At 29.7% G+C, this 25,478-nt stretch carries 26 protein-coding genes; 9 read left to right on the top strand and 17 right to left on the bottom strand.

Features of this window, described 5'->3' with window-relative positions:
• The first annotated feature begins 348 nt into the window (after window positions 1–348).
• A complete protein-coding gene (locus Z054_RS32775; RefSeq protein ID WP_084050588.1) occupies window positions 349–558 on the top strand; it encodes a transposase in 210 nt (69 codons plus the stop codon).
• A gap of 427 nt (window positions 559–985) precedes the next feature.
• Here the strand turns inward: Z054_RS32775 and Z054_RS0125060 are convergent, their stop codons facing one another.
• From Z054_RS0125060 to Z054_RS0125010, 9 genes are all read right to left on the bottom strand, one after another.
• Window positions 986–1,513 carry an SRPBCC family protein gene (locus tag Z054_RS0125060; protein WP_024772757.1) on the bottom strand — a complete coding sequence of 176 codons (528 nt, stop codon included), beginning with the start codon at window positions 1,511–1,513 and terminating at the stop codon, window positions 986–988.
• A 23-nt stretch (window positions 1,514–1,536) separates the two neighbouring features.
• Complete coding sequence (locus Z054_RS0125055; protein ID WP_024772756.1) at window positions 1,537–1,890, bottom strand: YciI family protein; 354 nt, start codon at window positions 1,888–1,890, stop codon at window positions 1,537–1,539.
• A 97-nt stretch (window positions 1,891–1,987) separates the two neighbouring features.
• Window positions 1,988–2,671 carry a hypothetical protein gene (locus Z054_RS0125050; RefSeq protein ID WP_152538672.1) on the bottom strand — a complete coding sequence of 228 codons (684 nt, stop codon included), beginning with the start codon at window positions 2,669–2,671 and terminating at the stop codon, window positions 1,988–1,990.
• 8 nt (window positions 2,672–2,679) lie between these two features.
• Window positions 2,680–3,255, bottom strand: a complete 576-nt coding sequence (locus Z054_RS0125045; protein ID WP_024772754.1) for a Crp/Fnr family transcriptional regulator — start codon at window positions 3,253–3,255, stop codon at window positions 2,680–2,682.
• A gap of 1,337 nt (window positions 3,256–4,592) precedes the next feature.
• Window positions 4,593–5,642, bottom strand: coding sequence for an outer membrane protein assembly factor BamB family protein (locus Z054_RS0125030; RefSeq protein ID WP_024772753.1), 1,050 nt, complete (start codon window positions 5,640–5,642; stop codon window positions 4,593–4,595).
• Window positions 5,643–6,537: 895 nt separating this feature from the next.
• Window positions 6,538–7,041 carry a GNAT family N-acetyltransferase gene (locus Z054_RS0125025; RefSeq protein ID WP_024772752.1) on the bottom strand — a complete coding sequence of 168 codons (504 nt, stop codon included), beginning with the start codon at window positions 7,039–7,041 and terminating at the stop codon, window positions 6,538–6,540.
• A gap of 145 nt (window positions 7,042–7,186) precedes the next feature.
• Entirely contained in the window at window positions 7,187–7,885 is a 699-nt protein-coding gene (locus Z054_RS0125020; RefSeq protein ID WP_152538671.1) for a hypothetical protein, read from the bottom strand.
• Between the two features lie 404 nt (window positions 7,886–8,289).
• Complete coding sequence (locus Z054_RS0125015) at window positions 8,290–9,999, bottom strand: serine hydrolase domain-containing protein (protein WP_084050586.1); 1,710 nt, start codon at window positions 9,997–9,999, stop codon at window positions 8,290–8,292.
• A gap of 97 nt (window positions 10,000–10,096) precedes the next feature.
• A complete protein-coding gene (locus Z054_RS0125010; protein ID WP_024772749.1) occupies window positions 10,097–11,161 on the bottom strand; it encodes a helix-turn-helix domain-containing protein in 1,065 nt (354 codons plus the stop codon).
• 402 nt (window positions 11,162–11,563) lie between these two features.
• Here Z054_RS0125010 and Z054_RS0125005 point away from each other — a divergent pair, with 402 nt between their 5' ends.
• The 3 genes from Z054_RS0125005 to Z054_RS0124995 all read left to right on the top strand — a co-directional run bounded on the left by Z054_RS0125005 (window position 11,564) and on the right by Z054_RS0124995 (window position 13,063).
• Window positions 11,564–12,139 carry a Crp/Fnr family transcriptional regulator gene (locus Z054_RS0125005; RefSeq protein ID WP_024772748.1) on the top strand — a complete coding sequence of 192 codons (576 nt, stop codon included), beginning with the start codon at window positions 11,564–11,566 and terminating at the stop codon, window positions 12,137–12,139.
• 64 nt (window positions 12,140–12,203) lie between these two features.
• A complete protein-coding gene (locus Z054_RS0125000; protein WP_024772747.1) occupies window positions 12,204–12,539 on the top strand; it encodes a hypothetical protein in 336 nt (111 codons plus the stop codon).
• A gap of 23 nt (window positions 12,540–12,562) precedes the next feature.
• Window positions 12,563–13,063: a hypothetical protein gene (locus Z054_RS0124995; RefSeq protein ID WP_024772746.1), complete on the top strand. Its 501-nt coding sequence runs from the start codon at window positions 12,563–12,565 to the stop codon at window positions 13,061–13,063.
• Between the two features lie 478 nt (window positions 13,064–13,541).
• On the opposite strand, the gene Z054_RS32520 is transcribed toward Z054_RS0124995, so the two are convergent.
• Window positions 13,542–13,634 (bottom strand): LacI family DNA-binding transcriptional regulator, encoded by a 93-nt coding sequence (locus Z054_RS32520; protein WP_241461453.1) that lies wholly within the window; start codon window positions 13,632–13,634, stop codon window positions 13,542–13,544.
• A gap of 289 nt (window positions 13,635–13,923) precedes the next feature.
• Here Z054_RS32520 and Z054_RS0124980 point away from each other — a divergent pair, with 289 nt between their 5' ends.
• The 4 genes from Z054_RS0124980 (at window position 13,924) to Z054_RS32770 (ending at window position 16,157) form a co-directional block, all read left to right on the top strand.
• The gene (locus tag Z054_RS0124980) at window positions 13,924–14,133 is read left to right on the top strand and encodes a hypothetical protein (RefSeq protein WP_024772744.1); all 210 of its coding nucleotides are present in this window, start codon (window positions 13,924–13,926) and stop codon (window positions 14,131–14,133) included.
• A 111-nt stretch (window positions 14,134–14,244) separates the two neighbouring features.
• Window positions 14,245–15,258, top strand: coding sequence for an ETX/MTX2 family pore-forming toxin (locus Z054_RS0124975; RefSeq protein ID WP_024772743.1), 1,014 nt, complete (start codon window positions 14,245–14,247; stop codon window positions 15,256–15,258).
• Between the two features lie 350 nt (window positions 15,259–15,608).
• Window positions 15,609–15,911 (top strand): transposase, encoded by a 303-nt coding sequence (locus Z054_RS0124970; protein WP_024772742.1) that lies wholly within the window; start codon window positions 15,609–15,611, stop codon window positions 15,909–15,911.
• 102 nt (window positions 15,912–16,013) lie between these two features.
• Complete coding sequence (locus Z054_RS32770) at window positions 16,014–16,157, top strand: transposase (RefSeq protein WP_394331067.1); 144 nt, start codon at window positions 16,014–16,016, stop codon at window positions 16,155–16,157.
• A gap of 781 nt (window positions 16,158–16,938) precedes the next feature.
• On the opposite strand, the gene Z054_RS0124965 is transcribed toward Z054_RS32770, so the two are convergent.
• The 5 genes from Z054_RS0124965 to Z054_RS0124945 all read right to left on the bottom strand — a co-directional run bounded on the left by Z054_RS0124965 (window position 16,939) and on the right by Z054_RS0124945 (window position 23,200).
• Window positions 16,939–17,547: an SWIM zinc finger family protein gene (locus tag Z054_RS0124965; RefSeq protein ID WP_024772741.1), complete on the bottom strand. Its 609-nt coding sequence runs from the start codon at window positions 17,545–17,547 to the stop codon at window positions 16,939–16,941.
• A 170-nt stretch (window positions 17,548–17,717) separates the two neighbouring features.
• Complete coding sequence (locus Z054_RS0124960) at window positions 17,718–18,509, bottom strand: AAA family ATPase (protein ID WP_084050584.1); 792 nt, start codon at window positions 18,507–18,509, stop codon at window positions 17,718–17,720.
• Window positions 18,510–18,515: 6 nt separating this feature from the next.
• Window positions 18,516–21,503, bottom strand: coding sequence for a DEAD/DEAH box helicase (locus tag Z054_RS0124955; protein WP_241461452.1), 2,988 nt, complete (start codon window positions 21,501–21,503; stop codon window positions 18,516–18,518).
• Window positions 21,504–21,505: 2 nt separating this feature from the next.
• On the bottom strand, window positions 21,506–22,546 hold the full coding sequence (locus Z054_RS0124950; RefSeq protein ID WP_024772738.1) for a nucleotidyl transferase AbiEii/AbiGii toxin family protein: 1,041 nt from the start codon (window positions 22,544–22,546) through the stop codon (window positions 21,506–21,508).
• Window positions 22,547–23,200, bottom strand: a complete 654-nt coding sequence (locus Z054_RS0124945; RefSeq protein ID WP_316929950.1) for a DUF6577 family protein — start codon at window positions 23,198–23,200, stop codon at window positions 22,547–22,549. It abuts the gene before it with no gap.
• Between the two features lie 879 nt (window positions 23,201–24,079).
• On the opposite strand from Z054_RS0124945, the gene Z054_RS0124940 reads away from it, so the two are divergent.
• A complete protein-coding gene (locus Z054_RS0124940; RefSeq protein WP_152538670.1) occupies window positions 24,080–24,325 on the top strand; it encodes a hypothetical protein in 246 nt (81 codons plus the stop codon).
• A gap of 75 nt (window positions 24,326–24,400) precedes the next feature.
• Here the strand turns inward: Z054_RS0124940 and Z054_RS0124935 are convergent, their stop codons facing one another.
• Together Z054_RS0124935 and Z054_RS31915 are read right to left on the bottom strand one after the other, a co-directional pair.
• Window positions 24,401–24,634, bottom strand: a complete 234-nt coding sequence (locus tag Z054_RS0124935; RefSeq protein ID WP_024772735.1) for a hypothetical protein — start codon at window positions 24,632–24,634, stop codon at window positions 24,401–24,403.
• A gap of 224 nt (window positions 24,635–24,858) precedes the next feature.
• On the bottom strand, window positions 24,859–25,478 hold a 620-nt coding region (locus tag Z054_RS31915; protein ID WP_035093512.1), incomplete at its 5' end, for a hypothetical protein.

The following is a 25,478-nucleotide window of genomic DNA, read 5'->3' as shown; positions in this document are numbered from 1 at the left end:
ATAGCTATCAACCTTATCTTTCTTCTTTAGACCAAACCAGAATTTACCCGTAGTCTCACTAAAATTCCTGTGGCAATCCTTACATTGATAACGTTGAACTCATTTGTTTTTGCCGTTAGCACGTATTCTATTACTAGAACAATGAGGGCAATCAAATGCTTTTTTATCCCTATCCTCCACTAAAACCGAGGTTTCTATCGATAGTTCAAGCAAAGAGGAAACAATCTGTTGTTGAACAGAAGCGTCTGAATTGATGAAAAAATCTCTGAAATCTTGTGGAATCATAATATCTGTATCTATTATACAATATAACCATACCAATCATATTTATTTTAGAACTTAGCTTTTATTAGTTATGTGGGTTTGATCCTATCGGTACACCAAAGTGGAGATCATTCGACTACTTCTAGGTTAACACCAAGAGCCAACCGTATAATGAGAAGTTACCTGATAGAAGCTACTTGGCAATCTTTACGTTTTGACCCTGTGAAACAAGAATATTATCGATCTCACCAGTGTGAAGGTGCTAAGAAGGTTTTAGTAAAGATAGCAAGATAATTATTGAGTCGTATTCATGCTATTATTAGAACAGACCCCCATCCCTTATCAGATAGGAGTGATAAGTTGAAAAGAAATAAGAACTATAAGTCTAAAAACGCAACAATACTTTTTGGTGCAAAATAGGATAATTAAACAACGTGGGTGAAGCTTTAACAAAGATAAAGTTATCGCATTTTATGGCAAGTTGCCTTGTTTGCCAATTATAATCATAGGGATGCTGGTTGACGATTTTGTGTCATACCACATATATAGGATGTAGAGTTACTATAGATTATTATTGGATTGTTGGTAACGCCATTATAGTGTTGCCAACAATCCAATAATATAAAATCATTAATATGAGTTAATTAGAATGTTAAATATTGTATTTTAATCTCAGACTTGGGAAAGGGTTTTACATAGGATACATTGTTATTATGCCTTATTATTTTTCGCTGTTAGCTTTCAAAAGTTCCATTCCCCTTTCATTCATTTTCTCCATATTCTTCTTTGCTCCAAAAAGCCACATAAAGAAAGAATCCACTAATCCAGATTTGAGATCAAAATCCTGTGTGACTTTAACCATATTCCCTAAATTAGAGAAAGAATATTCGAAAGTAGGATTTGCTTTAAAAGGTTTTTGAATATCACATTCCATTTTTATATATTCTAAAGGTTTAATTTCCTTTATTTCCTGATAACCTAGGTCTTTCCCGTTATTACCATTCCAATGAAATTGAGCGCCTACTTCTCCATCATTTCCTTTAACTTCTATTTTTTGTGTTGGGTCAACTTCATAAAATGGCGACCATTTCGGAAAGTTTTTTAGGTATAGAACATTATCAAATATTGTCTGAATATCGGCATTAATATTTACCGTTGTTTGGATGTGAATATTTTTTAATTTATTGGCATTATATAATCCAATACCAAAAAATAGTATTAATATGATTGCAAGTATTGTTAGTATCATTTTTTTAATTTTTTTAATTTCCATTAGTGCTCCATTGGGATAATACTTCGAACTTCAACAGAGCCTCCTATTTTCAAAATAGGACAATCTTTCGCCATTACAACAGCTTCATCTATAGAGTTAGCTTTAACAATCATATTTCCGCTAATCGTTTTATTTTGAGAAATTAGAATTCCATCAGATACGTTTAAATCAGCAGAAATTTGTTTTCCACCATAACCTAATTGATGTGTGCTTTCTAACTTTTCTTTAATAGCAATGTTCCCTATAAAATTGTCCCAATCTTTTTTCATTTGTAGCATTTCTTGAGTTGTAGATTTGTTATCAGGATTAGAACTATACCTGAATATCATCATAAAAGTTTGTTCCATTTTCATCTCTTTTAGTTTTTAAATGTTAAACAATACATCAAAAGTAGAAGAGTAAAAACAGAAAAATCTTTGCCTATGACAAGAAATAAGAATCAGATTGTTTTTATGAAGATAATTTGCGATAAACCAATAAATGAAGAAATATAATAGTTGGTGGTGCAAATGCTGGAATAAAGCAAAATGGAAATTCTGCTAAAAACTCTACACCTTGAATACCTTTATCTATACTTATTTTAGTGAATATAATAGCCATAGCAGAGGTAATTAAAATATCAACAAGACCAAAAGTATTCCAGATGCATGTGAGTTGTTTCGCATAGTTTTTTTGATTTCGGATAGCTTTTGCCACAAAAATACTTGATATGGCAGTTAACAAATCTCCAATACCAGCGAAAAGAGCAAATACTATTGGTAATAAATCAAACATTGAAAGAATTATAAAAGTACTACCAATAAGTCGAAAAATATGAATCTTGACTAAATCTTCTAGTTTTAAAATAGTATTTGTCTTTTTACAAGCTTTTGTATTATAAACTATGGTTACAAATATTGCTAAAGGAAGTGTAGTGGTTAATACTATTTTTGGTGGTAACATAACATCATCAAAAAAACGGTTAAAACTTGCTAATGCCACTGTGAATAGATATAAAATATAAAAACCAAGAACTATCCAAAATCCGTTTTTAATTCTACCTTTTTTTGCTAAATGAGCTACCATTATAACAGGAAATGAGAATGCCAACAAAAAAATGATAGAGAAAGTAATAGGTACTTGTGTTGAAAACATAATTGATATTATAAAGTGATTTCTTTTCTAATTCTACTTAAAGAAGTATCAGTAACCCCTAAATAGGTGGCGATATACTTTAAAGGAATATTTTGAATTATTGAAGGCTTTTCTTTCAATAAATGTAGATACCTATCTTTTGCTTGATCCGCAATTATAGATATGGAATGGTTTTTTAATTCAAAATAATTGTTAATCAATCTGGTTCTACCAACTTCTCTAAATGCTTCTATACTGAATAATTTCATAAAGTTGTTAAAACTAATTTTCCAGCAATTTCCTTTTGTTAATGCTTGGATAGATTCTTTACATGGTTTCTTTAAAAAATAAGAATGCCAATCTATTACAATATCATTTTTTGAGAAAAATTTAGTTGTTACATCATTTCCTTCAATATCAATGGTAAATGATCGTAAGAATCCTGTTTCTAAAAAGAAGTAATAATTCGCTACTTTGCCTTTTTCAATAAGGTATTCGTTTTTGTTGAATTCTACTTCTTCAAACTGCATCAAAATCAATTCTAATTCCTTCGAATTAAAATTTTCAGATTTAAAAATGCTTTTTAAAAAATGAGATTGATTCATTCTTATTTGAGATTCTGTTTTGATAAGACATAACGGCAGTCCGTCTAAAACTACCTTTAATTTTGATTAAATATATGTAATTTAGGGATATCTTGTATGATGCCCTAAAACGGGATTATTTTTCTTAAGATTAAGAATATTTTAGATAATACAGTTTTTATTCTTTTTATAGCTTTGTGGTGATATACCTATTACACACATGGTAATGCTTGCATTTTTTGTTTTGTATTGTTTGAAATGGTAGTTACACATCTTATACTGGTTTCCATTGCTTTTTAACTGATTGCATTGTGGATGGGTATGGGTATCGCTTATGCTGTAGTTAAAATACTCTGCATTGTAGCTTGAATAAGGAGCTGGGTTCGCCTGGCTTATACCTGGTATAGCTACCTGAGAGTTGATACCAACATCGTTTACAATATTGAACTGGAGTTGTTATATTTATTCGGACATCTCGAAGCAGATCATAAGGTAGCCTAAAACCTCCTTAAAGAACAAATAGGTGATAGTATTAACTTCATGATGGCTGTAGATGGGAAAATCAATGGTAAAACTCAAAGATATAGCCAAAATTTTAACCAAATCTAAATTACCAACCCCCTTTTTAAAGGACGACTATTTATTCTGAAGCAATGAATGATCTTGAAAAAATCATGAATGACCATTCATAAAGAAAAACAAAAAAAAGTGCTTAAAGATTTACCTGACAATAAGGTTACATCTCTATTCTTCTTAAAAAAGAATAATTTTCTTTTACTGTTTTTATTTCCAATATTTTACTTTCTGTTTCAATTGCACAATCAGAAATTCACAGATTTGTCTATCTTTAAACCATTCCACATTATTGTTGACACTATCTGACCACGATGATGTGATTTGTGAGCAATCATTTGAGAAAAAAACAACTGAATGTGGTTTGTAGCATTTGATACGTTCTTGCTCTAATACCTTGGATAAGGTTCCATTCATTTTTTTGTGATGACATTTGTAACGTCTCTTTAAGTTTTTGTTTGTTCTTTTCTTCTTTCTTGTCCAACTTCAAATCAGTCTTTTCATCTACTTTGCTAATCGAATACGAACAAATATTGTTTATGTATAAAAATTATTCACCAATACTACGGTTATGATAACCCTTTGTCCAAAAGAGTCTCATTCCTTTCTTAATAACTTCTTCTTTATTGTATTTAGAATTCATAATGCAAGTATGATGAAACGGACCATTCAGTACAAATGGTTGATACGGAAATTTTGACTTAGTAAGTTTTTCTACGTAGGTAAAACGCCTTAGCTATGCTGTATTAAATGCAGTTTAAGTTTTGTTAAACCTTGTTTAATACTCATTTATAAGCGGTTAGTTCATGCTCATTCATAGAACCAGCATAGAACAATTTATTTGCGCCAATACTACAAGCAAATTTTGATCTAACATTTGTATTTATATTAAATTTTTCCTTTCCTGTTTTTATGTCAAGACCAAAAATTCCGCACCGCATTGACCCAAAATATACCACGGAGCTATTCACTATAGGTTTTCCTATTTTACCAGTTATATGTTTATGCCATAACCACGTATTACTTTTTAGATCTCTAGCCAGAATATAATAATCACATACAATAAGTAAAATTCCATCATGATACACTAGAAAGAGATGAGATGCTTCTTTTTTTAGTTTTATGATCTTAGTTCTAGATATTTCACCAGTTTGTTGGTCTACAAAACACAAATCACCTTCACAATTTAAAAAGTACAAATCCCCATTTATATATATGGGATCTGAAATAGGTTTGGAAACTTTAGTTTTCCACAACTCTTTCCTTGAATCGAGGTCTATACAATGCAAAAAAAGATTATTTGGTCCTTCATATGTTATAGCATAAGCTTTTTCATCGGTAACTACAAGGGTATTATATCCGATTCTCTTTTTTAAATTTAAAGTCCATCTTTTTTTTCCTGTGACTATATCTAAAACATGAATTGTTTTTCCTGCCGTCAAAATGAGGGAATCTTTAGATATTAAAGGGTTTCTCTGAACACCAGAATGACTTGATCCTGTCCTATATTTCCATATTTCTTTTCCTGTGTTTTTATTTAGACAGTATACATAATTATCACTATAATATCCTCCAAAAAAAACGTGTTCTGTTTTAAAAACAGGAATAGTAGCTTGTCCGGGTATTTTATATTCCCAGAGAGTGTTGCCATTTTCAGGGTCAATTGCAATAAAACATTTATCTATACATAAGTATAAAACATTATCATAAATCAAAGGAGCAGATTTAGCTTGAAAATTACTTAATTCCCACACTTTTTTCGGTGATTTTGTAGGTCCTGCAGTATTCAGATAGTAGTTACCCTTATTGAAACAGTATTGATTTAATAAACTCATATATTTTCAATTGGATATAATCCGTTAGTAATCGAGTAGGCAAGGGGAATTTCATCCCGAGCCTCTCACAGAACCGTATGTGATAGTCTCCTATTATACGGCTCTTGTTCCACAAATCTAAGTTATTATATTGATATCAGAAAATTGCTAATGGTAGATACTGTATCAGAAATTGTTTCCTAATTCCTTCTAGTCACTTATAAGTTTTTCAGATACTGGTTTTGTATCGCTAATACCTTCTCCTTACCCGCCAAAATAATCACAGACTAAGTACTCGAAAGACTTTTATGAGTCAAACATTATATATTTACTATAGTAGTGTGTGTATCCTCTAATGATAGAATTGAGGTGTTAGCAATTTCTACAATTCTTTTAAAACCTGGTAGAAACCACTACTTGGCAATCTTTACGTTTTGACCCTATGATGCAAGAATATTATCGATCTCAACAGGGTAAAGGCGTCAAGAGGATTTTAGTAAAGGTAACAAGAAAGTTATTGAGTCGTATTCATGCTATTATTAGAACAGACCTCAGAGTGGTAAGTTGGAAGAAATAAGAACGATAAGCCTAAAAATCGACAATATTTTTGGTACAAAATAGTACAATTAAACAACGTGGGGGAAGCTTTAAACCGTTATCACATTTTATATCAAGCTGCCTTGTTTGCCAATTATAATCATAGAGATGCTGGTGGATGATCTTGTGTCATACCACATATAGGATACAGGGTTACTATAGGCTATCATTGAAATATTGACAACGCTATATTGGAGTTATTAATAATCTAGCAGTGTAAGATATTTAATATAAGTTAGTTACAGGGTTAAATATCGTGTTTTTAACCTATAGATTTGGGAAAGAACTTTAGATAGGATACATTGTTGGCAAATCGTTTTTATTCCGTAATCAATATTTTTTCCATTTTATAATCCTCAACAGAATGTCCATTGGGGAACGAGTTTACAATTGATTCCACTATTTTAAATCCGTTTTTTAGATAAATATTAATCGTATTTTGGTTTTGTTGGTTAACAATTAGCTCAATTTTTTCAATTCTGTTATTCGTTGCAAATCCGTTAACATATTCCAACGCTGTTTTTCCGATTTTCAGTCCACGAAACGATTTCAAAATATAGATTTTGCTTAAAATCAGTTTTCCTTTCAGTTCTTGAATTCCTAAATATCCAACATTTTTAGTATTGAATTTTAAGAGAAAATAGCTAAAATTTTCATTTTTAATTTGTTTTTCAATTGCATTTTTTGATTGAAATTCCGCTAAAAAATAATTAGTATGTTCAGCTGGAATTATTGGGTCGTAAACTTCGTGCAAAATTTCAGTTGCCAATTTTTCTATGGTTTTAAATTCAGTCGAATTACCTGCCTTTTTAATCTCAATCATCGTTTTTCTCAAATATTTGTCAACGCCTCAAATAAAAAGTCGTTTTAATACTTTTAATTTTCGTGCTAAGAAGTGTTATTTAACTCTATATTTATTCATTCCTTTTCATAAGCCAATATTCAAATATCTGTTAAATTAATAGATTCTAAAAAAATCGTTGAAACAATTTCAGATAAGATTTGTCACGTCCTAATATAGTTATTGCTATTAAACGTAAAAAATGCCCTCCAATACTGTAGTCTTTACTTATTATTTCACTTTTAGAACTTCCATGACTTAAAAATCTTACTGCAGGTTTATCAATAGACAATTTGGTTTGTTCATCCAATATAAACCAATCTTGATGCGTGTCAATGACTGCAACAAGTTCGTCCTCCTCAGAACTATCAGGGTCATACATCGTAAACACATCTTTTCCATTTAAAAATATCGGAGCATACGGACCAAGTTTAGTGTCAAAAGCTGCAGGTCCTGAATCTGGAAATGAAAAACCATCGTGGATTTTAAGAATCTCTTGGTATGAACTTGGAAATTTTGAATTGTCTCTTCTGGAAGGAGCTGAACAAACCAATTTACCAATTTCATTAGAAACAGTGAGAATAGAAATGACGAGTCTATTACCGACAATTTCAACTTTACTAGCACGGTTAATTATATCTGTTAGAATTTTTTTGCATTCAGGAGTATCTGCTAAAATAGATAAATGTGCTATTAGCTGATCTCGTAGGTTCTGGATATCAGTGATATCAATGAAGTTTTTCCAAACTACAGGAATACTTTCATTTTTCTCTTTGTTCTGTTTTCCTTTTTTAGATTTAGGATCAGTCTTTCCAAAAAGAGCCATTAGGAGTTTTTCTTCCGGTGTTATTTCGTTACTCATGTTTATAATTCAATTGGTTTTAGCAAATAAATAACTATTGTACCCCTTCTAGTTTTTAAGTTCTATAAGTGTGCATCAATTATACCTTTTGAAAACTATTTGGTTCTTTTGCTAAAATTGTTTTTATACTTTATAATGTGTTTGTATAAGATTAGTTGTAATTTTAAGCATCAAAGTTAGCAAATGAAAACTGGAATAGAAAATCCGCTAAGATTTTCGTAAATAGGCTTGGCTTAAACTAGCAATTAATTATATATGGTATTGGCTCGTTTCGTTTTTACTATTATGTAGAACTAAAAAGTGATAGAATTCAATACAATCATTCTAAACTATTAACACTCTACTTGCCTATTATTCTAACCGAAACCTTACAAAGATGTTTTTTTCAATTTCTTAAAATACATATTCTTCACGCGTTGTCCAGAAACTCTAAATCCCAGGATTACTGATTTATTTTTACTCCTTTCAAAAACTAAAGAATTAAATATCCAACTAGTACCTATAAAAACATCTTCTTTTAATGAATTTATTTTAATTGTTCCAATTTTTGAATTATAAATAATCAGGTTATTATTTTCAACCTTAAGTTCATAAATTATTTCTAATTCATCACAATAGTATTTACCTGTAAATTCTTGTAAGTCTTCAGTAGTATAAACTTTAGGAACGTATTTATAATAAGATTCAACTTCTTCGTTATTTACTAAAACCTTTAAAGTTTGCTTGTCTTTAAAACTTACTTGTACGTCTTTATTAGTACCTAAAACAAACTTAGTTGCATTTATAGGTTTAAGTTCTGATTTTCGATTCCCTTGATTTGGACGCACATAAAATAATGTGTCATTTTGGATTTGAATATTTCTAATAATCTCATAGTTTTTACTCAAATAAGACCCTGTTAACTTCTCTTTTTGTTTCAACGATAGATTTATAAATCTAAGCTTTTGATTTTCTTGTTTTATCTTTGTTTCACTTTTGTTAAAAAATGGTTTCAAAAATAAATTTGCTACTTTTAAGGCTTCTCCTTCTGCATAAACACTTGCATTGTTACTTAATAAAATAATTGTAGTTTCTTGATCTGGAAATCTTCCTATATAAGACCTATAACCTGCATCTCCACCAGAATGCCATATTCTTTTTAAACCATGATAGTCTTGCACTATTTGTCCCAAAGCATAAAAAGATTCTTTACCATTATTCAGTACACCTTTAGTATTCATTTGATCAAATATATCTTGACTACCAACTTTTATACTATCAAAATTGGCTGCCCATTTTGAAAAATCTTCTAAGGTTGTGTAAATACCAGAAGCACCGACATATGAATAATTTGAAGGTGAAAACACAAAGCTTTTATCTTCCCCTAATCCGTACGAATGCGCTTTGTTTTTTACAATTTTCTGATAATTGTCCATCACAAAAGAATTATGCATTCCAAGAGGTATGAATATATTTTCTTTTATGTAAGAGCTAAATGGTTTTCCACTCACTTTTTCAATCACCTTTGCTAATAAAATGAAACCAGAGTTTGAATAATTATATTCATCTCCAGGTATAAAATTCAATTCTTTTTGACGAAAAATAACCTGGTCAACAGTATTTTGGGTAATCATATCATCAGCAGTATATCCCTTTAAACCAAGCAATTGAAGATTACTTCGTAAGCCACTAGTGTTATTTGCTAAATGCCTCAATGTTATAATATGCCCATAATTTGGTAATTCCGGTACATACTTTCGGATATCATCATTAAGGGAAATCAAATCTTTTTCAACTAAAAGCATTAAGCCTAGTACAGTAAACTGTTTGGAAACTGAACATAATGTAAATACTGTAGAATCTGACACGGGAATGTCATACCCTAAATTAGCCATACCATATTCTTTACTAAAAATTAATTCTCCTTTTTTAACAACACCAATTGCGATTCCAGGAGTTTTTGAGTTATTATATTTTTGAAAAATAGAATCTATTTGTTTTTCTATATTCTTTGAATTTATATTTTTTTCTATAGCTACTTGACATGAAACATGCATTGTAAAAAACACACATACTATGTAAACTATATAATTTTTCATAACACTCTATTTTTTTTAATCCGTAATTTGAAATTTTAACAATACTACGATTTACGGATTAAAAACTATTAGGAAATTGAGAATAAGAAATTCGATTTTATAAATTCGGAGAAATATGACCGTTTAAATAATTTGTTTTTTTAAACTTTGCAGGAGTAACTCCTTTCATTTTTTTGAATGCTGAATAAAAAGTAGAATTAGATTTAAAGCCACATTCATTCCCAATGGCTTCAATGGTTAATTTATTATTGGAGAGTAATATTTCTTCAGCTTTCTTTACTCTATATTCATTTACAAAAAAAGGAAAACTCTTATTTAAATTATCATTTAAAAATTGAGATAAAGTATGTGGTAAAATATTTAGTTCAAAAGATACATCTGATAATTTTAAATTAGGATTTGCATATAACTTTTTTTCGTTCATCAATTTTGTCAAATTGACATTAATCAATTTTGCATCTACATGGTCAATTTTTTTGTTGGAATACTTAATTTGATTTTTGAAAAAAACAGAACTTTTATTGCTATTAAAAAACCATAATAGTAAAAACAAATAAAAAACAAATGAAAATGATAAAGTACCAACTAAGTAAGAAGTATATGAGCCAATGCTATATGCAATCCATATAAATGAAACCCCTAAAAACACACTCAATCTCCAAACCTCAATATCACCTAATTTTATTGTTTTTGAAAGCAGTTTGGTTAATTCTTCTTTTAATAAAAAACCAGAAAGAATAATATATATTAGCCATTGGAAGTAAATTATTTTTACAAAATAATTAGACCACAAAAGGGTGTTTTCACGATAAGGATAATTAATACCAATCGTAATTATTATGGCCAAGAATATAATAATTTGGTATAGCCAATTACTATTTGCTTTTTTGTACTTTTTTGAAGTTTTTTTTATATAAAAATACAGAAATGGACCAATCAGAAAACACGCGGACAAACCAATTTGAATATATAACTCTGACAGGTTAAGGTTGAAGTAAAAGAAAGCCGACTTTAATATTCTTATACTTAAAACGAATAAAAGAGCAGAAAGAAAGTAGTTAAATAAATTGTTTTTTTTAAAAGTAAAATAAAAAGATAACAAGAGTCCATTAAGAGCTCCTAAAGCACTGAATAAAAATAAAATTTGATGTTTAAAATCCATTGTATGTGTAAAAGTAGGATAATTATTTTAAATTCTAGATTAATTATTATTGCCTACATATTTTCTTACTAGCTCTTAATTTTGCTTCAGTAAATTATTGATTTTGTATAGGAATCATTTAGGGAATGTTTTTTTTAAAACCATCAATAAAGTTTAAGCTTCTCTAATACCAAAACAGTATTCCTGTTTTAAAAACCAGTAATCCCATTTTCTATTTATAAAACTCCTACCAAGAATTCCTCTTACTTTTACTATCTTGGTTTTTTAAACAAAAAATTACCTTAATTTTTTCAAAACGATACCATAACAGTATACAAACCAGGAAAAAGAAATGTATAATGTAATGCAATTTTTCATTTTTTAGGATTGTGTATATTATAGAAGTAAAATTCTTAATTTAAAATGTCAAATCAACTTTTTATACATATTAATCAATTCATAGAAGTTAATGAATGTGAATTTCAAAAGATACTTACATTTTTTAATTTATGTACCCTAAATAAGAAAGATACAATACTTAGAGCTGGTAATAAATGTAATCTTAATTTTTTTGTATTAAAAGGGTGTATTCAAATGTATTTCTTTAATGATAAAGGAATTGAAAGAACCGTTCGGTTTGCAATTGAAAATAGATGGATGACTGATTATTTAGCATATCAAAATAAAACTACAACAGATTTTCACATTCAAGCTGTTGAAATTACCGAAATTCTTGCCATTACTTATGAAAAACAAGAAAAATTATTAACCTTATTTCCAAAGTTAGAAAAATATTTTAGAAAGGTATACGAAACTTCTTATGGTAAATCTTTATTAATGATGAAATATTTATATAATTTTTCTAAAGAAGATATTTACTTTCATTTTACTGAGCAATCTCCAGAATTAGCACAAAGGTTACCTCAAAATTTGATTGCTTCTTTTTTAGGACTCACACCTGAATATTTAAGCAAAATAAAAAATAAAAACCAGTCTTAAACTAGATTAAGATTTTTATCAGTTTATGTATATAACTTTGTTTCAAATTATAAATTAAATAAAAATGAAGAAATATGTATACAGTTTTCCTATTTTGAAAGAAAGAATAGATGAATGGTTAGCTTTTGTTGAAACAGTAAATACTTCTAGAAACAATGAATTTACAGAAATGCACAACCGCATTGGAGTAACCAAAGAAAGTTGGTACTTACAAAAAACTAGTACAGGTTATGATGTAGTGGTTTACACAGAGTCTAGAGATGAAAATTTTATGGTAAATTTCAAAAATGACAAAACCGAATTTTCAGACTGGTTTCGAAGAGAAGTTGCAAAAATTCAGAATATAGATTTAGATACAGAATCTGTTTTACCTGAACTAGTTTTAGATTGGAGTGAATAATATTCAAAAAAGATAAAGATAAAATGAAAGATGAAATACAGTCCCAATATAGTTCTTCTTTAAATATGCTAAAGAGTGCTATTGAAAAATGCCCTAATTCATTATGGACCGACAAATCTTACACTAACGTTTTCTGGCAACTTTCTTACCATACACTGTTCTATACGGATTTATATTTATCTGAAAAAAAAGAATTGTTTCAGGTATGGGAAAAACATAAAGACAACTATGAAAACCTAGGAAGAATTGGGGAGTATGGAGAAAAATTACCAGAAATCAAGACTCCTTATTCAAAACCCGAGATTCTTTTATATCATAAAAAAATAACTAAAACACTGAGCAACCGAGTAAAAAAAATTAATTTCAATTCTCATTCTGGGTTTGATTGGTTGAATTTCAATAAGGTAGAGCTTCAGTTTTATAATCTCAGACATCTTCAACACCACACAGGACAATTATGTGAAAGAATAAGACAAAATACCGAAGAAAGGGTTGGATGGGTGAGGTTGGAAGAAGAACTATAATTTAAAAGTTATATGATGTTTGCTAAAAAGATTTCTTTATATTTTTAAATTTTATGAAAGTTAAAGTATATGAAAATAGAGGTGTACGTACAAAAACATAAATGAGTGTTATAAGTATAAGTCCAACCTAATTTTGCCTGTAGGGATTGAAAAGCATTTGAAGGATGGAATAATAATTACAAAAGACAAAAACCAAAACATTTTAACTTGTAAAAGAAACGATGGAAGTTTGACTATTGAAAGAATAGGCCCAAATATTCCTTATCATGATATTGCCCACTATGTTATTGAAAGAAGGTTTAAATATATTACTCCTCATTTTTAAGTAGCTGTCTTAAAAATGAGGAGTATGATAATGTACCGTAGTTGGGATAATAACACCAATCGTTTTTGTTTGCTTGGTTCTTATATTTACAGCTAATTGATTAGGCGAATAATTCAGTTTTCTGGCGATCTGAAGAACCCTTTCTTTGTCCCTTTATTTACCCGGATAATCCTTTAAAGCCTTAGATACAGTTGCTACAGATATTCCTAATTCATTAGCAATATCTTTTAGAGTAGTAACTTTCATAGACTAAGTGTTATATTTATTAAATATACAATTTAAGCTAAAATACAATTAGATTAAATTGTATATAAAAAATTAAAAAGCCTCTCTTATTAGTGAAAAGGGATAAAAAGAATGAGAAAAGTGTTTTTATACAGGCTTTTTTCCCTAAATGAATATTTCTTTCGAAATCGTTTTCGATGTGATCGAAAACGATTTCGAACCTTTTGAATCTTAAAGAAAAAACAAATTATCATTAAGGTTTTATGAAATTGCAAAGAACTAAATACTTAAAAATTATGAGAACAAGACTATGTGTTATTCTCTTCTTGGTTTTCGGAATGGAGATTTCATTGCTCAGGGAGGAAAAAATGTATCAGGAACGATTAAAGATACGGTAATTGGAGTTAATATATTACTGGAAGGAACCAACAGAGAAACAACTAATGCTAAAGATGATGTCTTTCTGGAGAGATCAATTTTGGGTCAGGCCTATAGATTATCTGTAGCAATGAATTTTTAAGAATAATATCATGTTTTAATAGAATAAAAACCTGAAGTTTTTTGTTAGTCGTCAGCTTAGAAATAAAAACTTGAAAAATTATTCAATTTTAAATAACTAAAATTCACAAAAATGAAAAATTTAAAAAAAGTTTTATTATCGATTGCTTTAGCGTGTGTATTTACTGCTTGCGAAAAAGAAGATTCAGAAATGTTATCTGATGAACAACAAACTATTAATGAAATTACTTCTCATGAACAAGAGCCTGCTACTGATTTGGAAAGTAGTTTAGGGTATAAGTCCATTAAAGAAATGCTAAATGATGGATGGGAAGAAGTTCCAAACCTCAATTTTGATAAAGAAGAAGATAGTAATAAAGAACAGCCAAGGAATAAGGTACAATCTTACATTAAAGAAAAATTAAACTTTGCTCACCTAAAAGCTTTAGGGTTTGATAAATATAGAATAATGCACCTTATGACTACAAAATATGGGAGTCGGCCAGATGGAATCGCTATTAATAATGAAAATATATTTGATGGGATGAATCCTCCTATTACAGTACGATATAATGTTCCATCATATATTCATACAGGAAATCCAATTATTAGTGTAGTTGATCCAGGTGATAAACGACAAAAAATAATTTATGACGTAACACTTGAAAACCCTTCCAACGTACAAGATAAGCATACTATTGTTCATAGTATAAAAAAAGGATCAAATTCTTCTTGGAGTGTAACTGAGTCTTTAAGTGTAGCTCTTGGCGGTAAAGTTGGACTTCCTCTTGTTACAGAGGGTTCTATAGAAATAACAGTTGGTGTAAGCGCTACTCAAGGAGGTGTTTCTAGCCGAGAAGAAGTTTATGAAGTACGCAGTGAAATTATAATTCCTCCTAAATCCAAAAGACGCGTAATAATGACACAACCAGTATCAGAAACTAAAATGGAATATAGAATACCTGTATACACTTCTGGTGGTATAGGAGCTAATTTTGGTCACCGCGTAGATGGACATTATTTTCGCTTTACCAGAATTAATAGACTCTTAGATTCTGATGGTAGAAAGGAACAAAGAGGGTTTGTATACACAAAAACAGCTTATAGGGCAAATGTTATAGCAGGTGTAGTAGAACCTCTAAATTAAATAGAAGAAATGTGGTTGGGTAATAACCCAATTATAATGAAATTTGAAATGCTGCAATTTTAAGCAAATTGCAGCATTTTTAAACTATCTAATTAGACCATTTCGCATAAGAAATGGCATAATAACCAGTCACAACCATTTTAATGAAGAATGAATCTAAAAATATCCTTGTTTATCAACTATTTTATTTTTGTTATCCTCCTTCAACGCATTTATAAGTTATCTAAATTCAAATAAATGTGGGTTAACATAAATTGTTATGGATATAAATTGCATGAGATGTTGGAGTTGCTACCTTTATTCGGATAGATATTTAAGACAGTTTATGTTTAAATAAACATCTTAGAAAAATGAAGAAACGATTTTATAGTAAAGAATTTAAATCAGAAGCTGTTCGGTTAAGTTATCAGCGAGAAAACATAAAGGAATTAACCGATGAACTAGGGGTTAAAGTTGATAGGATTTATCGAAGGCGTAAGCTAGATAGTGAAGATGGATCTTCAAAAAAGGTGTCTAAACCACCTTCTCAAGTAGATAATCAGGAAGTAAAGGAGTTACGTAAAGCTCTTAAAGATGCTCAATTAGAACTAGAAATTTTTAAAAAGGCCGTTTACATTTTCTCCAAGAGCGGTAGGAAATCTATCAATTCATAGTTTCGTATAAACATATATACCCCATTGAGAAAATGTGTAAAGTATTAAAAGTTAGCAGGAGGTTATTATCGATGGTATAGTAACGGTCCTTGTAATAGGGTTTTGGAAGATCAGAAATTAGCTTTAGAAATAAAAAACATCTTCTATGACAGTAAACAAACTTATGGAAGCCCCAGGATTAAACAAGAACTTTTTTTGAGGTTTTGGATCGTTTCTTCTTTAATAAAGCTGTTCACATTATCGTAATTCGAAATAGGGTTACAGTAATTTCCATGCATTGAAACATAGTTCAACACATTTTTAAGCTATCTAAATTCAAATAAATGTGGGTTAACATATATTGTTATGGATATAAATTGCATGAGATGTAATTCAAAAAGCACTCGGATTATCTCTAAACAATAGTATTCGGAGGTAAATACACCTGATATAAAATGAAGTTTTTAAAGCTTATACTTACCTTTTTTAGCTTAAAAATACACAGGTCGATTGGGATTCTGATTTTTCCCAAATATACAGCCCGATCACAACTTATTTTTTAACAATGGTTTTTAACTAAAAATGCACAGTCCAATTTAGATTTTTACTAAAAAACGGAACATAAGGTAAATATTAAGTGTATCAAAGTTTTTGGGATCAGTATTTGATAAAAATATACAGCCCGATTTGAATGGCAAATACACAGGTGGATTGTGGTCTGTATTCGAGAAAAATAAGCACCTCGATTTGTACCTAAAAATTTATTGGTTACTAAAGAATAAATTTATCCCTGTTTCGTATCGATCTTGATGTTATTTGAAAAGTTGCAAAATTTAACTTTTTGTTTGGTAACAGAGAAACAAACCTCAAACTTGATTCTATGGTAATGACACTAAAATTTTTACTAAAGCAACGACACGTAAGTTTTTCTTATAAGGAATGACACAAGAATTTTTCCTATAGCAATGATATGTAGGTTTTTCTTATAGGAAAGAGTTAGAACTTTTCCCTATAAGGAGGAGATACAACTATTCCTTATAGGAAGGATCTAGAACTTTTCCCTATAAGCATTTTCTAAAAATGGAGTAATCGTATTGTGAATGTATTTAGTTTCCGACCAACTGATATATCCATTTCTCCCTTTAGCAGCTTGTAAAGCATTATGGATCTGTTTTTTGTAAAAATCCTTTGATTGTCCCTGATGAAGGTAGCTAAACGCAGATAAAAAATAGTTCCTGAACTTTTTATCTGCTTTACTTTGCTTTTCTATAAAACTAATTAATTCTTTATGCGAAATCTGCTTTAAGAGATTCTTGACTTGTTTTGAGACTGAAATTGTTTTCTTTTCTGTTTTCTGAGTAGAGAGTGTTTGATGATTAATCATGAGGCGATCTTGTTCTAAATAGAAAATAGCAGCTACAAGATGTTTACAGACCGGACCAAAATCATAAGGGCAGTCACAAAAGTGTTCTACAATAGTATTGTCAGAAACTTTAAATTGCACTCTATACTCTTCACTACCAAGTATAATAGCCTCGTATTCTCCTGTAGAGATTTCTTCAAAATCAACAACAGCTCCATTTTCATAATAAGCAACACCTCTTTTTAGGATTTTATCATCTATTAATGTCTCGAATTGGTTTAACGGGATTATCATTACTAATGATTGAAATTTAAGTCTTGTAAAACTAATTATTATAAACAAAACAACAGACAAAATGTGTTAAGAAAAACACATCCAGAAAGCTCCCAAAACTTAAGAGTTCACAATTTTTGTAAAAGGATTTAATTGAAATAAAAGAGTTTGTTGTAATAATAGTACTATACCTAGAAATGTCTTAAAAATGCTCTGGGATTATTAAGAAATGATTTTGTAATCGAATAATGATCTGTTTCCTCCAGAGAGGTCTTTTTCATATCCTTATCAGTAATTTCATAAATGGAAGCGTCCGGATATGCCATTAGCATTGGAGAATGCGTGGCAATGATAAATTGAGAATTGAAGTTTTGCAAATGCTCTTGCAAAAAATAAATAAACGCTAATTGCTTTGAAGGGGAAAGGGAAGCTTCCGGTTCATCCAGAAGATATATACCTCGTTGGTTTACCATTTCATTCATAATATGCATATAAGCTTCTCCGTGAGAGAATGAATCCAATTCTTGCCCATAATTCCTACGCACTTGATGTAATTGATGATTGGCACTATCTTTCATTTGCTGAATAACATGTTCTGGAACATCTTGATCTAAATATCCCATCTGATTGTGTAAGTTAATATCTGTTCTATGTACACTATTTAGATAATCCCCAAAATCTTCTGCTCTAAAGAAAAAACCAACGGAACGTTCTATATCCCAGTTCAATTCTAAATAAGGCAATAGCTTTCTAGCCGCATCAAAACATTTCTTATCATATCCTCTACCATCCATATGGGGAAGCTGCAATCTAAAGGCAATAGACTCCAGCAATGTAGATTTTCCAGAACCATTTTCTCCAATAATAAAAGTGATGTTATTAGACACATCAATATTTTTGGCAAACTTTATTGCCGGAACATTATAAGGATAAGGATGATCTCTATCCGTTTTTATATGAACAGATGTTAAATATGACATCATAAAAATTTAAATTAATCGCTCCTCCAAAGCATTTTTCCATTTATAGAATCCTTTTTTATTTTGGCTGTAATCATGAATGATTTTACTGAAGTTTTTACTTTTAGTTTCTAAAAAAGATTGACGACCATTATTACGAATCCAATTCAGTTTTTGATTTATTAATTCTAATTCTTTTTTAAATTGAGAAGTTTCTTTAGAAAGATACCAAATATAGGTAGCTTCTTTTGTATCTAATGTTTCCAGAACGATATGATAGTTTTGCTGTCCTTCCAGTAAGAAAACAAATGAAAATGGATACAAAACAAATCTAATTTTTAATCGTTGATATTGGTGGTGTTTTGCCAAATATAAAAGCTGTTTATGATGAGCATAACTACTATTTTTTAAGATATCTTCTAGTAGTTTATCTTCAGAACCATAGAAAGAACCTATTGTTTTTGGAGTCTCTTCGATACCTTCTTCATTTTTAGATTTCCCATTTTTTATAAAATGCTGTTCGACAAACTGAAATTTCACACTGTCTATCAATTCTTTGTTAATACGGTTAATATCTTTTGATATAGCTAATTGAGAAACGATTACATTTTCTTCAAACCCAATCTGAATTTGAACAGTGATCGACTTGGAGTTCAAAACTTTAGAAAAATAAGGTTTCAAAACCTCAAACTCCGGTTGCATTTCCTCATTTTCAATTTCAAATTGAATAGAAGTATGTTCTGATAGTTTATATGAAAAACAAACCATTCCATAATGAAAATCCAAGTCACTTATCGCAACCTTTATTGCCTTGTCAATATCATCTTGTAGCTTTGGTTTTGCTTCAAAAGTTTCTTCTATGTCATCAAATAACGAAGCCTGACGGTCTAAGTTTCGATAATGTGTGTTTCTTTTTAAAAAGAGCTTATTCAAATATGAAATTTGCTTATCTCTATAATCGTAGATGATTGGTGTTAATTCAGAACGTTGTACTCTTCCTATATACTGAATTAGCTTACCTTTAAATGAAAAAGGATACACGAGAAATAAGCAAGAAACACTCTTAATATCCGTACCTTCTCCAAAAAATTGACCAGTTGTTATAATACCTTGATAGTTTCCTTGTTCAATACTTTTCCATTTTGAATTCCTAGAAGAAGTACTGTCATCACCAGAAATATGAATGATTTCATAATGATTTTTTAGATATTGATAAAGTACCTGAATGTGTTCCTTCCGTTCAGTAATAATTACAACTTTTCTACCATTATCTAGTACATTTTGAATATCCTTTAAAATCAGTTTATTTCTTTCGGAATCGTGAATTAGTATTTTTGAAAGTGTCTCAAAATGATCTGTTTTAGAATTAAAAGGAACATTTAAATTAGTTTCTCGAATTTTAATCCTTGCTTTTTTATATCGGTCAATATCCTGTGACTTTATTTCCGAAATAATATCGCCTAAATACACAAAAAGTAATTTTTCATCACTATTTTTACGAAAAGGAGTAGCTGTTAGCCCATATTGGTAATATGGAGATAGTTTATGAATAACTTCTCGGAAAGATTTAGCTGGAATATGATGGCATTCGTCAATAATGATCGTTCCAAAAGCATCTATTATTTTTTCATCTGTATTAGTAATTTTCTTTGTTAACGATTGAATTAATGCTATTGTTACATGTTTTCCGATCTTCATTTTCCCTTGACCTATTTTACCAATTTCTCTTTTCGGAATTCCTAAAAAAGTTTCAATTCTACTTATCCATTGCTCTGCAATTTGTTTTCTATGAGTAATGATTAATGCAGTCTTTTTCTTTTGTTCAATGATTTTTAGCCCAATGATTGTCTTTCCAGAACCGGGTGGAGCAACGATAATTCCAAAATCTTTTTTTGAGGCAATTTCAATAGGACGATACTGATGTTTCAATAACTTAATTGAAGATGAAAATTCAACCGTATCAAGTTGTTTCCTTTGATCTAGGAATTCATATTCAATATTTTGGTTATTACAAAACCGAAGTAATTTTCCAATAAACCCTCTTGGAATTTCAATGGTGTTTTCTGTTTCATCAATAAGTTTAAAGTATCGTTCAGTCTTCCAAGTACTCCTTCCTGTTTTCTTTTTAATAGCATAATCCGTATTAAAAAAGTTAAGATGCTCTTTTAGGAAATTAGCTATTGTAGGAGTCAAGTTATTCCGATGTATAGTAATACTATTTTCAAGGATGATCCGTAACTTCTCTGGGTTGTCAGGTGTTCTATTTACTATAACAGTACCATGGTTATCTTGCTTAGACAATTCATTTAAAATTGAATCTAAATGAGTGTTCGATACTTTTTGAATAGTTTTCAAAAATACCCATTGATCTTTATAAGGTGTAAGTGTTTCTGCATCTATAAAACAAGAGTTGTTATCTTGTAAAGCATTTCCTTGAAAGGGAAGAGCAATAAGATTACCTAACCCTTTTCCAGATAAATAATCCTGATTTGGAAATAGTCGATCAAAACTTGTGTTTTTATCAAACACGGAAAAAACACCTTCTTGTTCAAAAAGTTTAAGCAAAATCTTTCTACTCTTTACTGCGGGATAGGGTTGCTCAAAGAATACCCATACATGTCCACCATTTCCAGAACGAGAGCGTTCTAAATAAGCAGGAATATGATATTGCTTGCATACTTCAACTGCTCTTTGAGATTGTTTTTGCCAATTATTTTTATCAAAATCGGCTACTATAAACCAAGAAGTGTCATCCTTTAATAAGGGATAAATACCAATAAATTGATTTCCATTTAAATGTTTTGATAATTGATAATCATCCAACTTCACATAGATCTTGTCTTTGTAATTTTTAAATGTGCCACCTCTTTGTTTATGAAGTCGGTACATATAAGGGTCATAGGAATATGCTGGCATGTAACCACTTTTATTTGCTTTTTCCCAACGTAAGGCAAATACATCTTCACGTCCTTTGAATAACGATTTTAAAAGTTGTATTTGTAATGTGGTATCTTTCATTCTTAGAATTTAAATACCTTATACCAATAATAGAAAGCCTCTAGATTATGCTTTTTTAATTTATTTAATGCAGAAAAATGATGGTCAGAAATCGCCCAATCATTCATATCTATTGACTTATCAAACGTTTCTAAATTAAAAGAATCAGCATCGAGTTTTGATGATAAGTACGCTGCCTTAGCAACTGCAATTTGAGCTTGGGGTTCTCTAAATTTTTCTCCATAAATAAAATTGTTTAGCCTGCTAACCCCTGAACGCATAATGGCAAAAGTCTTTTTATCAAGTCTTCCGTAAACACAAAAATTATGAGAGGTATTAATAATATCATCAAAGATGACTTTGTGATCCGTACTTTCAAAGCCTCTATAAGCTAATTCTCTTTGGGCAACTTTGATAAAATTTTGTTTTACAGTTTCTAAAGAAGATATACGGTCAAAGATTCCAGCAATATCATAAATCTGTTTCATTACCTCCATAGGCTTTGTTAAAGGTACTCCAGTTGTGTTAGGTCCGTAGGCTGTTAGCTTATCTCCAAGAATAGCTTCTAATGTAGGTGTTATTACCTGAATTGGAGATCCTTCTTCAATTAGCAGAAAATGAGAAATATTAGTCTCTTGAATATTTACATAAGGGTTTGTTTCATAAACCACATCCAATAAAATGTAGTTAAGATCACCTCTCATTTTTACTAAAGGTTCATAAAATAATTTAAAATGACGTTTCTCTATTTCAGAAACAGTTTTTCTTTTATGCTCTTCCCATTTTACAAAAACCGTCTTATCAATGATGACATTTAAGATTTGCTCTAAATCCTGATCCTTATTTTCGATTAGAATATCAATATCAATCGAGAACCTTCTTGGTTCTTGTATCATCAACATCAAAGCCGTTCCTCCCTTAAAAATGAATTCAAGATTTTCAATTCGCAAAGACTCTAATAGGGTCAATGCCTGAATTACTTTTTCGACAATTATTGGGTCTCCTTTAAACTCTCGTATTTTTGAAGACATCCATTCTATGGATAAGCTATCTGCTGATATCATCTATATAATCCTTTTAATGAACTGTTCTACAAACTCTCTTTTTCTTCTTCTATTTGCATAGCGTAAAAGCTTATCTTCTTGAATAGAGTGAAATTGATATGCATTCTCAATAATGCTTTCCAAATCTCGACCTTGATATTCTGAAAAAATTTCAAGGTCAAGTATTAAATCAACAATTATTTTTTCTAATGCTGGTGTTTTTAAGCTGTTTATTTTCTGAAGCGGTGCGTCCGTAACCAAATTCTTTATAATAATTTGATTTTTATTTTCCTGTGCGTACTTGTCTAATATGTCTCTAGATGGATTTAGAAATACATTTTTTCTAATATTAGAAAGGAAATAGAATACACTGTCTTCTGTTCCTTTTTCTACTTCAATAATTGTTTTATTTGTTTGGGGAATATGGAGCATCCATTGTGATATCCATTCCGTTGTCCAAATAGCAATATCTAAATATGGGTATTCATTCTTAAGAATAGTATACAAAGATTTTATTGATTGATTGACCTTTGGATGAAACTCTTTTTGTTTTCCAAGTCTGTATTTTCCTCGACCAACTCTTTGTATGATTCCTTTTTCAACGAGTTTATATATTCGCCAATTGACTGTACTCTTTTTGACAAAAGTATCTTTACTTTGATAAAAATCGAATATCTTCTTGACCGTTATCGTATCAAAATTCTCAAACTTCTTTTTGAAGGATTCTATATGTAGTGTTCTCTCTGCGATATCTTATTTGATTTTGAGGCAAAGATACAAAAAACTATAATTCGTCAGCAAATTAGATTTAGTGCCGAATTATAGTATAAATCATTTGATATTTTTTTCAGTAAACAACAAAGACTACTAAAAACAATTTGGACAAAAACAGCCGACTTATCGAAGAAATTGTCTTTATAAATTAATAACCTTGATAGCTGAAATTTACAGAATCAAATCAAACTCAAAAGTTGTGTTTATGCAAATATTCTGTTAATCCTAAGAGGAAGAATTCTACATTTTTGACACCTCCGAAACATGCTATTTTAAAAAGTCAAAAAAAAGCCAGACAATTTTGTCTGGCTTGAGGAAAAAAATGTCCCAAATGTAGCGGGAGAAATTGAAATATCTAACCATTCTATAGACTATTTATTTGAAATAGAAACATTTACAAAAGACCATTCTACATTATTAATGGTTTCATAAGGGTTACACTCTTATTTACTTTCATTAACACTAAAATCTTATCCTATTATATCTTTGCTTAGTATTATAGCATATAGGGTTGAACGTTTTAACTTTTACTAGTAGTCCCAAATATCCAGAGTTCAAACTTTTCATTACAAGATTTGGAAGATTTAAGCAACTACTTTGAAATGCAAAAAGAACTATTAAATGCTAGCTGATTTATGTTTATTAATTTTACAAACTCCAGAACTCACAGATAATCCTTTTGTAAAATTTAAAATTAAACTATAATTTATATCTATATTTAGCTATATTTGCATAATAAAAAACTATACAATTATAATTATGCATCAAATAAAACTTAAATTGTCACATAAAAGTTATGACTTAGTTTATTATACTAACAACGTGTCTATTGGAATCATAGATGCCATGAATCTTCCTTCAATAAAAAAGGATAAGGAATGTTTCAAACAATTACTACAGCTAAAACAACAAATAAAACAAGTATCTATTCCTTATAATTATAATCAAATAAGAATGGATGACATTAGAGAAACTGATAGAATAAGGGAACAGGCATATTCAATTGTAGCTAAATATTTGGATTAGTTCGCTATAATTTCGTCTTTTTTTATTAAAACGTAGAATTATTGTCAATTATAATAAGAATTATCAAGAATCATTTTAATTCAAATTACTAAAATTTCTCAATCGTTGATTGTCTTCTACTAATTCTTTTATGATCACTTGTAAACCAGCTATTTTTTGGATTGCCCAACCTTCAAAGATCATCCTGTCATTTACTTCAGGATGAACTTCTTTCACCTCTGCTAAATGATCTTGAAAATCCTTGATCATTTCCTGGCTTTGTGCATTTATCTTTTTTATATAGTCCTTTTCACTGTTTTCAAAATCCATTTTCTTTTTACCTTAAATTAATTGTATTCTTTGTGCTAAATGCAACGTATTTTCAATGTTGTCCTTCTAATAGGTGTCCATACTCTATAAAATGTTACCTATAAATTTTTCTTAAAAAAATCAAAATGAATGAAATTACGATGACTTTCGAATTTTAGCACTTTTCATTATTTTTTTGCTTGTCATGACCAAAATCTCAAATGATTAGTCAGCGATCAAAGTATTTAATATGGTGTTTCAAAATCATCATCACAGTTAACTTTTATATCATATTCCTCTCTAGTAATGTGCCCTTTCACTTCCCATAATTGTTCAATATTAAGATTCCCTTCCAAATCAAATTGTCGTTTATCAAGCTGTACAAGCCCTATAGCCCCCCTGTACCATCGAATTTGTCCTATAAGAATATCCTTCCCATTGACAGGGTCATTAATAATAACCACATATAAGTTTTCTTTTCTAACTAAATCATAATGTTCTATCAAAGCATCAGTATATACAAAATCACCTTGATTAATACCCAAATGATCTAAATCTTCTCCAGACACTTCGAAACAAAATCCACTTTGCATCTCATTAATAGTTATCCTATGTAAAAATTGATCTAAATACAATTCATCGAAGTAATTATCTATGTAACCTTCAAAATCTCTTTCTGAAACCACAGTTGTGTTACCACTTTTATCCTGTTGATGTTCATTTCGTTGTTCTACCAGATAATCTCTAATAACTGCTCTAGCCTTTGTTTTTTCAAGTTCTTCCTTTAATTTTAAATTTTCTACTTTTATTTTGGCATAGTCCCCCAATAATAACCGGAATCTTTCCTCTGCGGAGATAGGTACTG

The organism is Aquimarina macrocephali JAMB N27 (genome assembly GCF_000520995.1).
Classification (GTDB): domain Bacteria; phylum Bacteroidota; class Bacteroidia; order Flavobacteriales; family Flavobacteriaceae; genus Aquimarina; species Aquimarina macrocephali.
This window is presented reverse-complemented; position numbering and strand designations above follow the sequence as displayed.

Bases quoted from the DNA above. Each gene is read 5' to 3' on its own strand.
- Z054_RS0125005 (WP_024772748.1), top strand. From the start codon at position 11,564: ATGTCAAATCAACTTTTTATACATATTAATCAATTCATAGAAGTTAAT.
- Z054_RS0125060 (WP_024772757.1), bottom strand. From the start codon at position 1,513: ATGATACTAACAATACTTGCAATCATATTAATACTATTTTTTGGTATT.
- Z054_RS0125020 (WP_152538671.1), bottom strand. From the start codon at position 7,885: ATGGCTCTTTTTGGAAAGACTGATCCTAAATCTAAAAAAGGAAAACAG.
- Z054_RS0125030 (WP_024772753.1), bottom strand. From the start codon at position 5,642: ATGAGTTTATTAAATCAATACTGTTTCAATAAGGGTAACTACTATCTG.
- Z054_RS0124995 (WP_024772746.1), top strand. From the start codon at position 12,563: ATGAAAGATGAAATACAGTCCCAATATAGTTCTTCTTTAAATATGCTA.
- Z054_RS0124965 (WP_024772741.1), bottom strand. From the start codon at position 17,547: ATGATAATCCCGTTAAACCAATTCGAGACATTAATAGATGATAAAATC.
- Z054_RS0124950 (WP_024772738.1), bottom strand. From the start codon at position 22,546: ATGATATCAGCAGATAGCTTATCCATAGAATGGATGTCTTCAAAAATA.
- Z054_RS0125010 (WP_024772749.1), bottom strand. From the start codon at position 11,161: ATGGATTTTAAACATCAAATTTTATTTTTATTCAGTGCTTTAGGAGCT.
- Z054_RS0124960 (WP_084050584.1), bottom strand. From the start codon at position 18,509: ATGATGTCATATTTAACATCTGTTCATATAAAAACGGATAGAGATCAT.
- Z054_RS0124975 (WP_024772743.1), top strand. From the start codon at position 14,245: ATGAAAAATTTAAAAAAAGTTTTATTATCGATTGCTTTAGCGTGTGTA.
- Z054_RS0125025 (WP_024772752.1), bottom strand. From the start codon at position 7,041: ATGATTGAGATTAAAAAGGCAGGTAATTCGACTGAATTTAAAACCATA.
- Z054_RS0124980 (WP_024772744.1), top strand. From the start codon at position 13,924: ATGTGTTATTCTCTTCTTGGTTTTCGGAATGGAGATTTCATTGCTCAG.
- Z054_RS0124935 (WP_024772735.1), bottom strand. From the start codon at position 24,634: ATGGATTTTGAAAACAGTGAAAAGGACTATATAAAAAAGATAAATGCA.
- Z054_RS0125050 (WP_152538672.1), bottom strand. From the start codon at position 2,671: ATGTTTTCAACACAAGTACCTATTACTTTCTCTATCATTTTTTTGTTG.
- Z054_RS0124955 (WP_241461452.1), bottom strand. From the start codon at position 21,503: ATGAAAGATACCACATTACAAATACAACTTTTAAAATCGTTATTCAAA.
- Z054_RS0124970 (WP_024772742.1), top strand. From the start codon at position 15,609: ATGAAGAAACGATTTTATAGTAAAGAATTTAAATCAGAAGCTGTTCGG.
- Z054_RS0125055 (WP_024772756.1), bottom strand. From the start codon at position 1,890: ATGAAAATGGAACAAACTTTTATGATGATATTCAGGTATAGTTCTAAT.
- Z054_RS32520 (WP_241461453.1), bottom strand. From the start codon at position 13,634: ATGAAAGTTACTACTCTAAAAGATATTGCTAATGAATTAGGAATATCT.
- Z054_RS0125015 (WP_084050586.1), bottom strand. From the start codon at position 9,999: ATGAAAAATTATATAGTTTACATAGTATGTGTGTTTTTTACAATGCAT.
- Z054_RS0125000 (WP_024772747.1), top strand. From the start codon at position 12,204: ATGAAGAAATATGTATACAGTTTTCCTATTTTGAAAGAAAGAATAGAT.
- Z054_RS0125045 (WP_024772754.1), bottom strand. From the start codon at position 3,255: ATGAATCAATCTCATTTTTTAAAAAGCATTTTTAAATCTGAAAATTTT.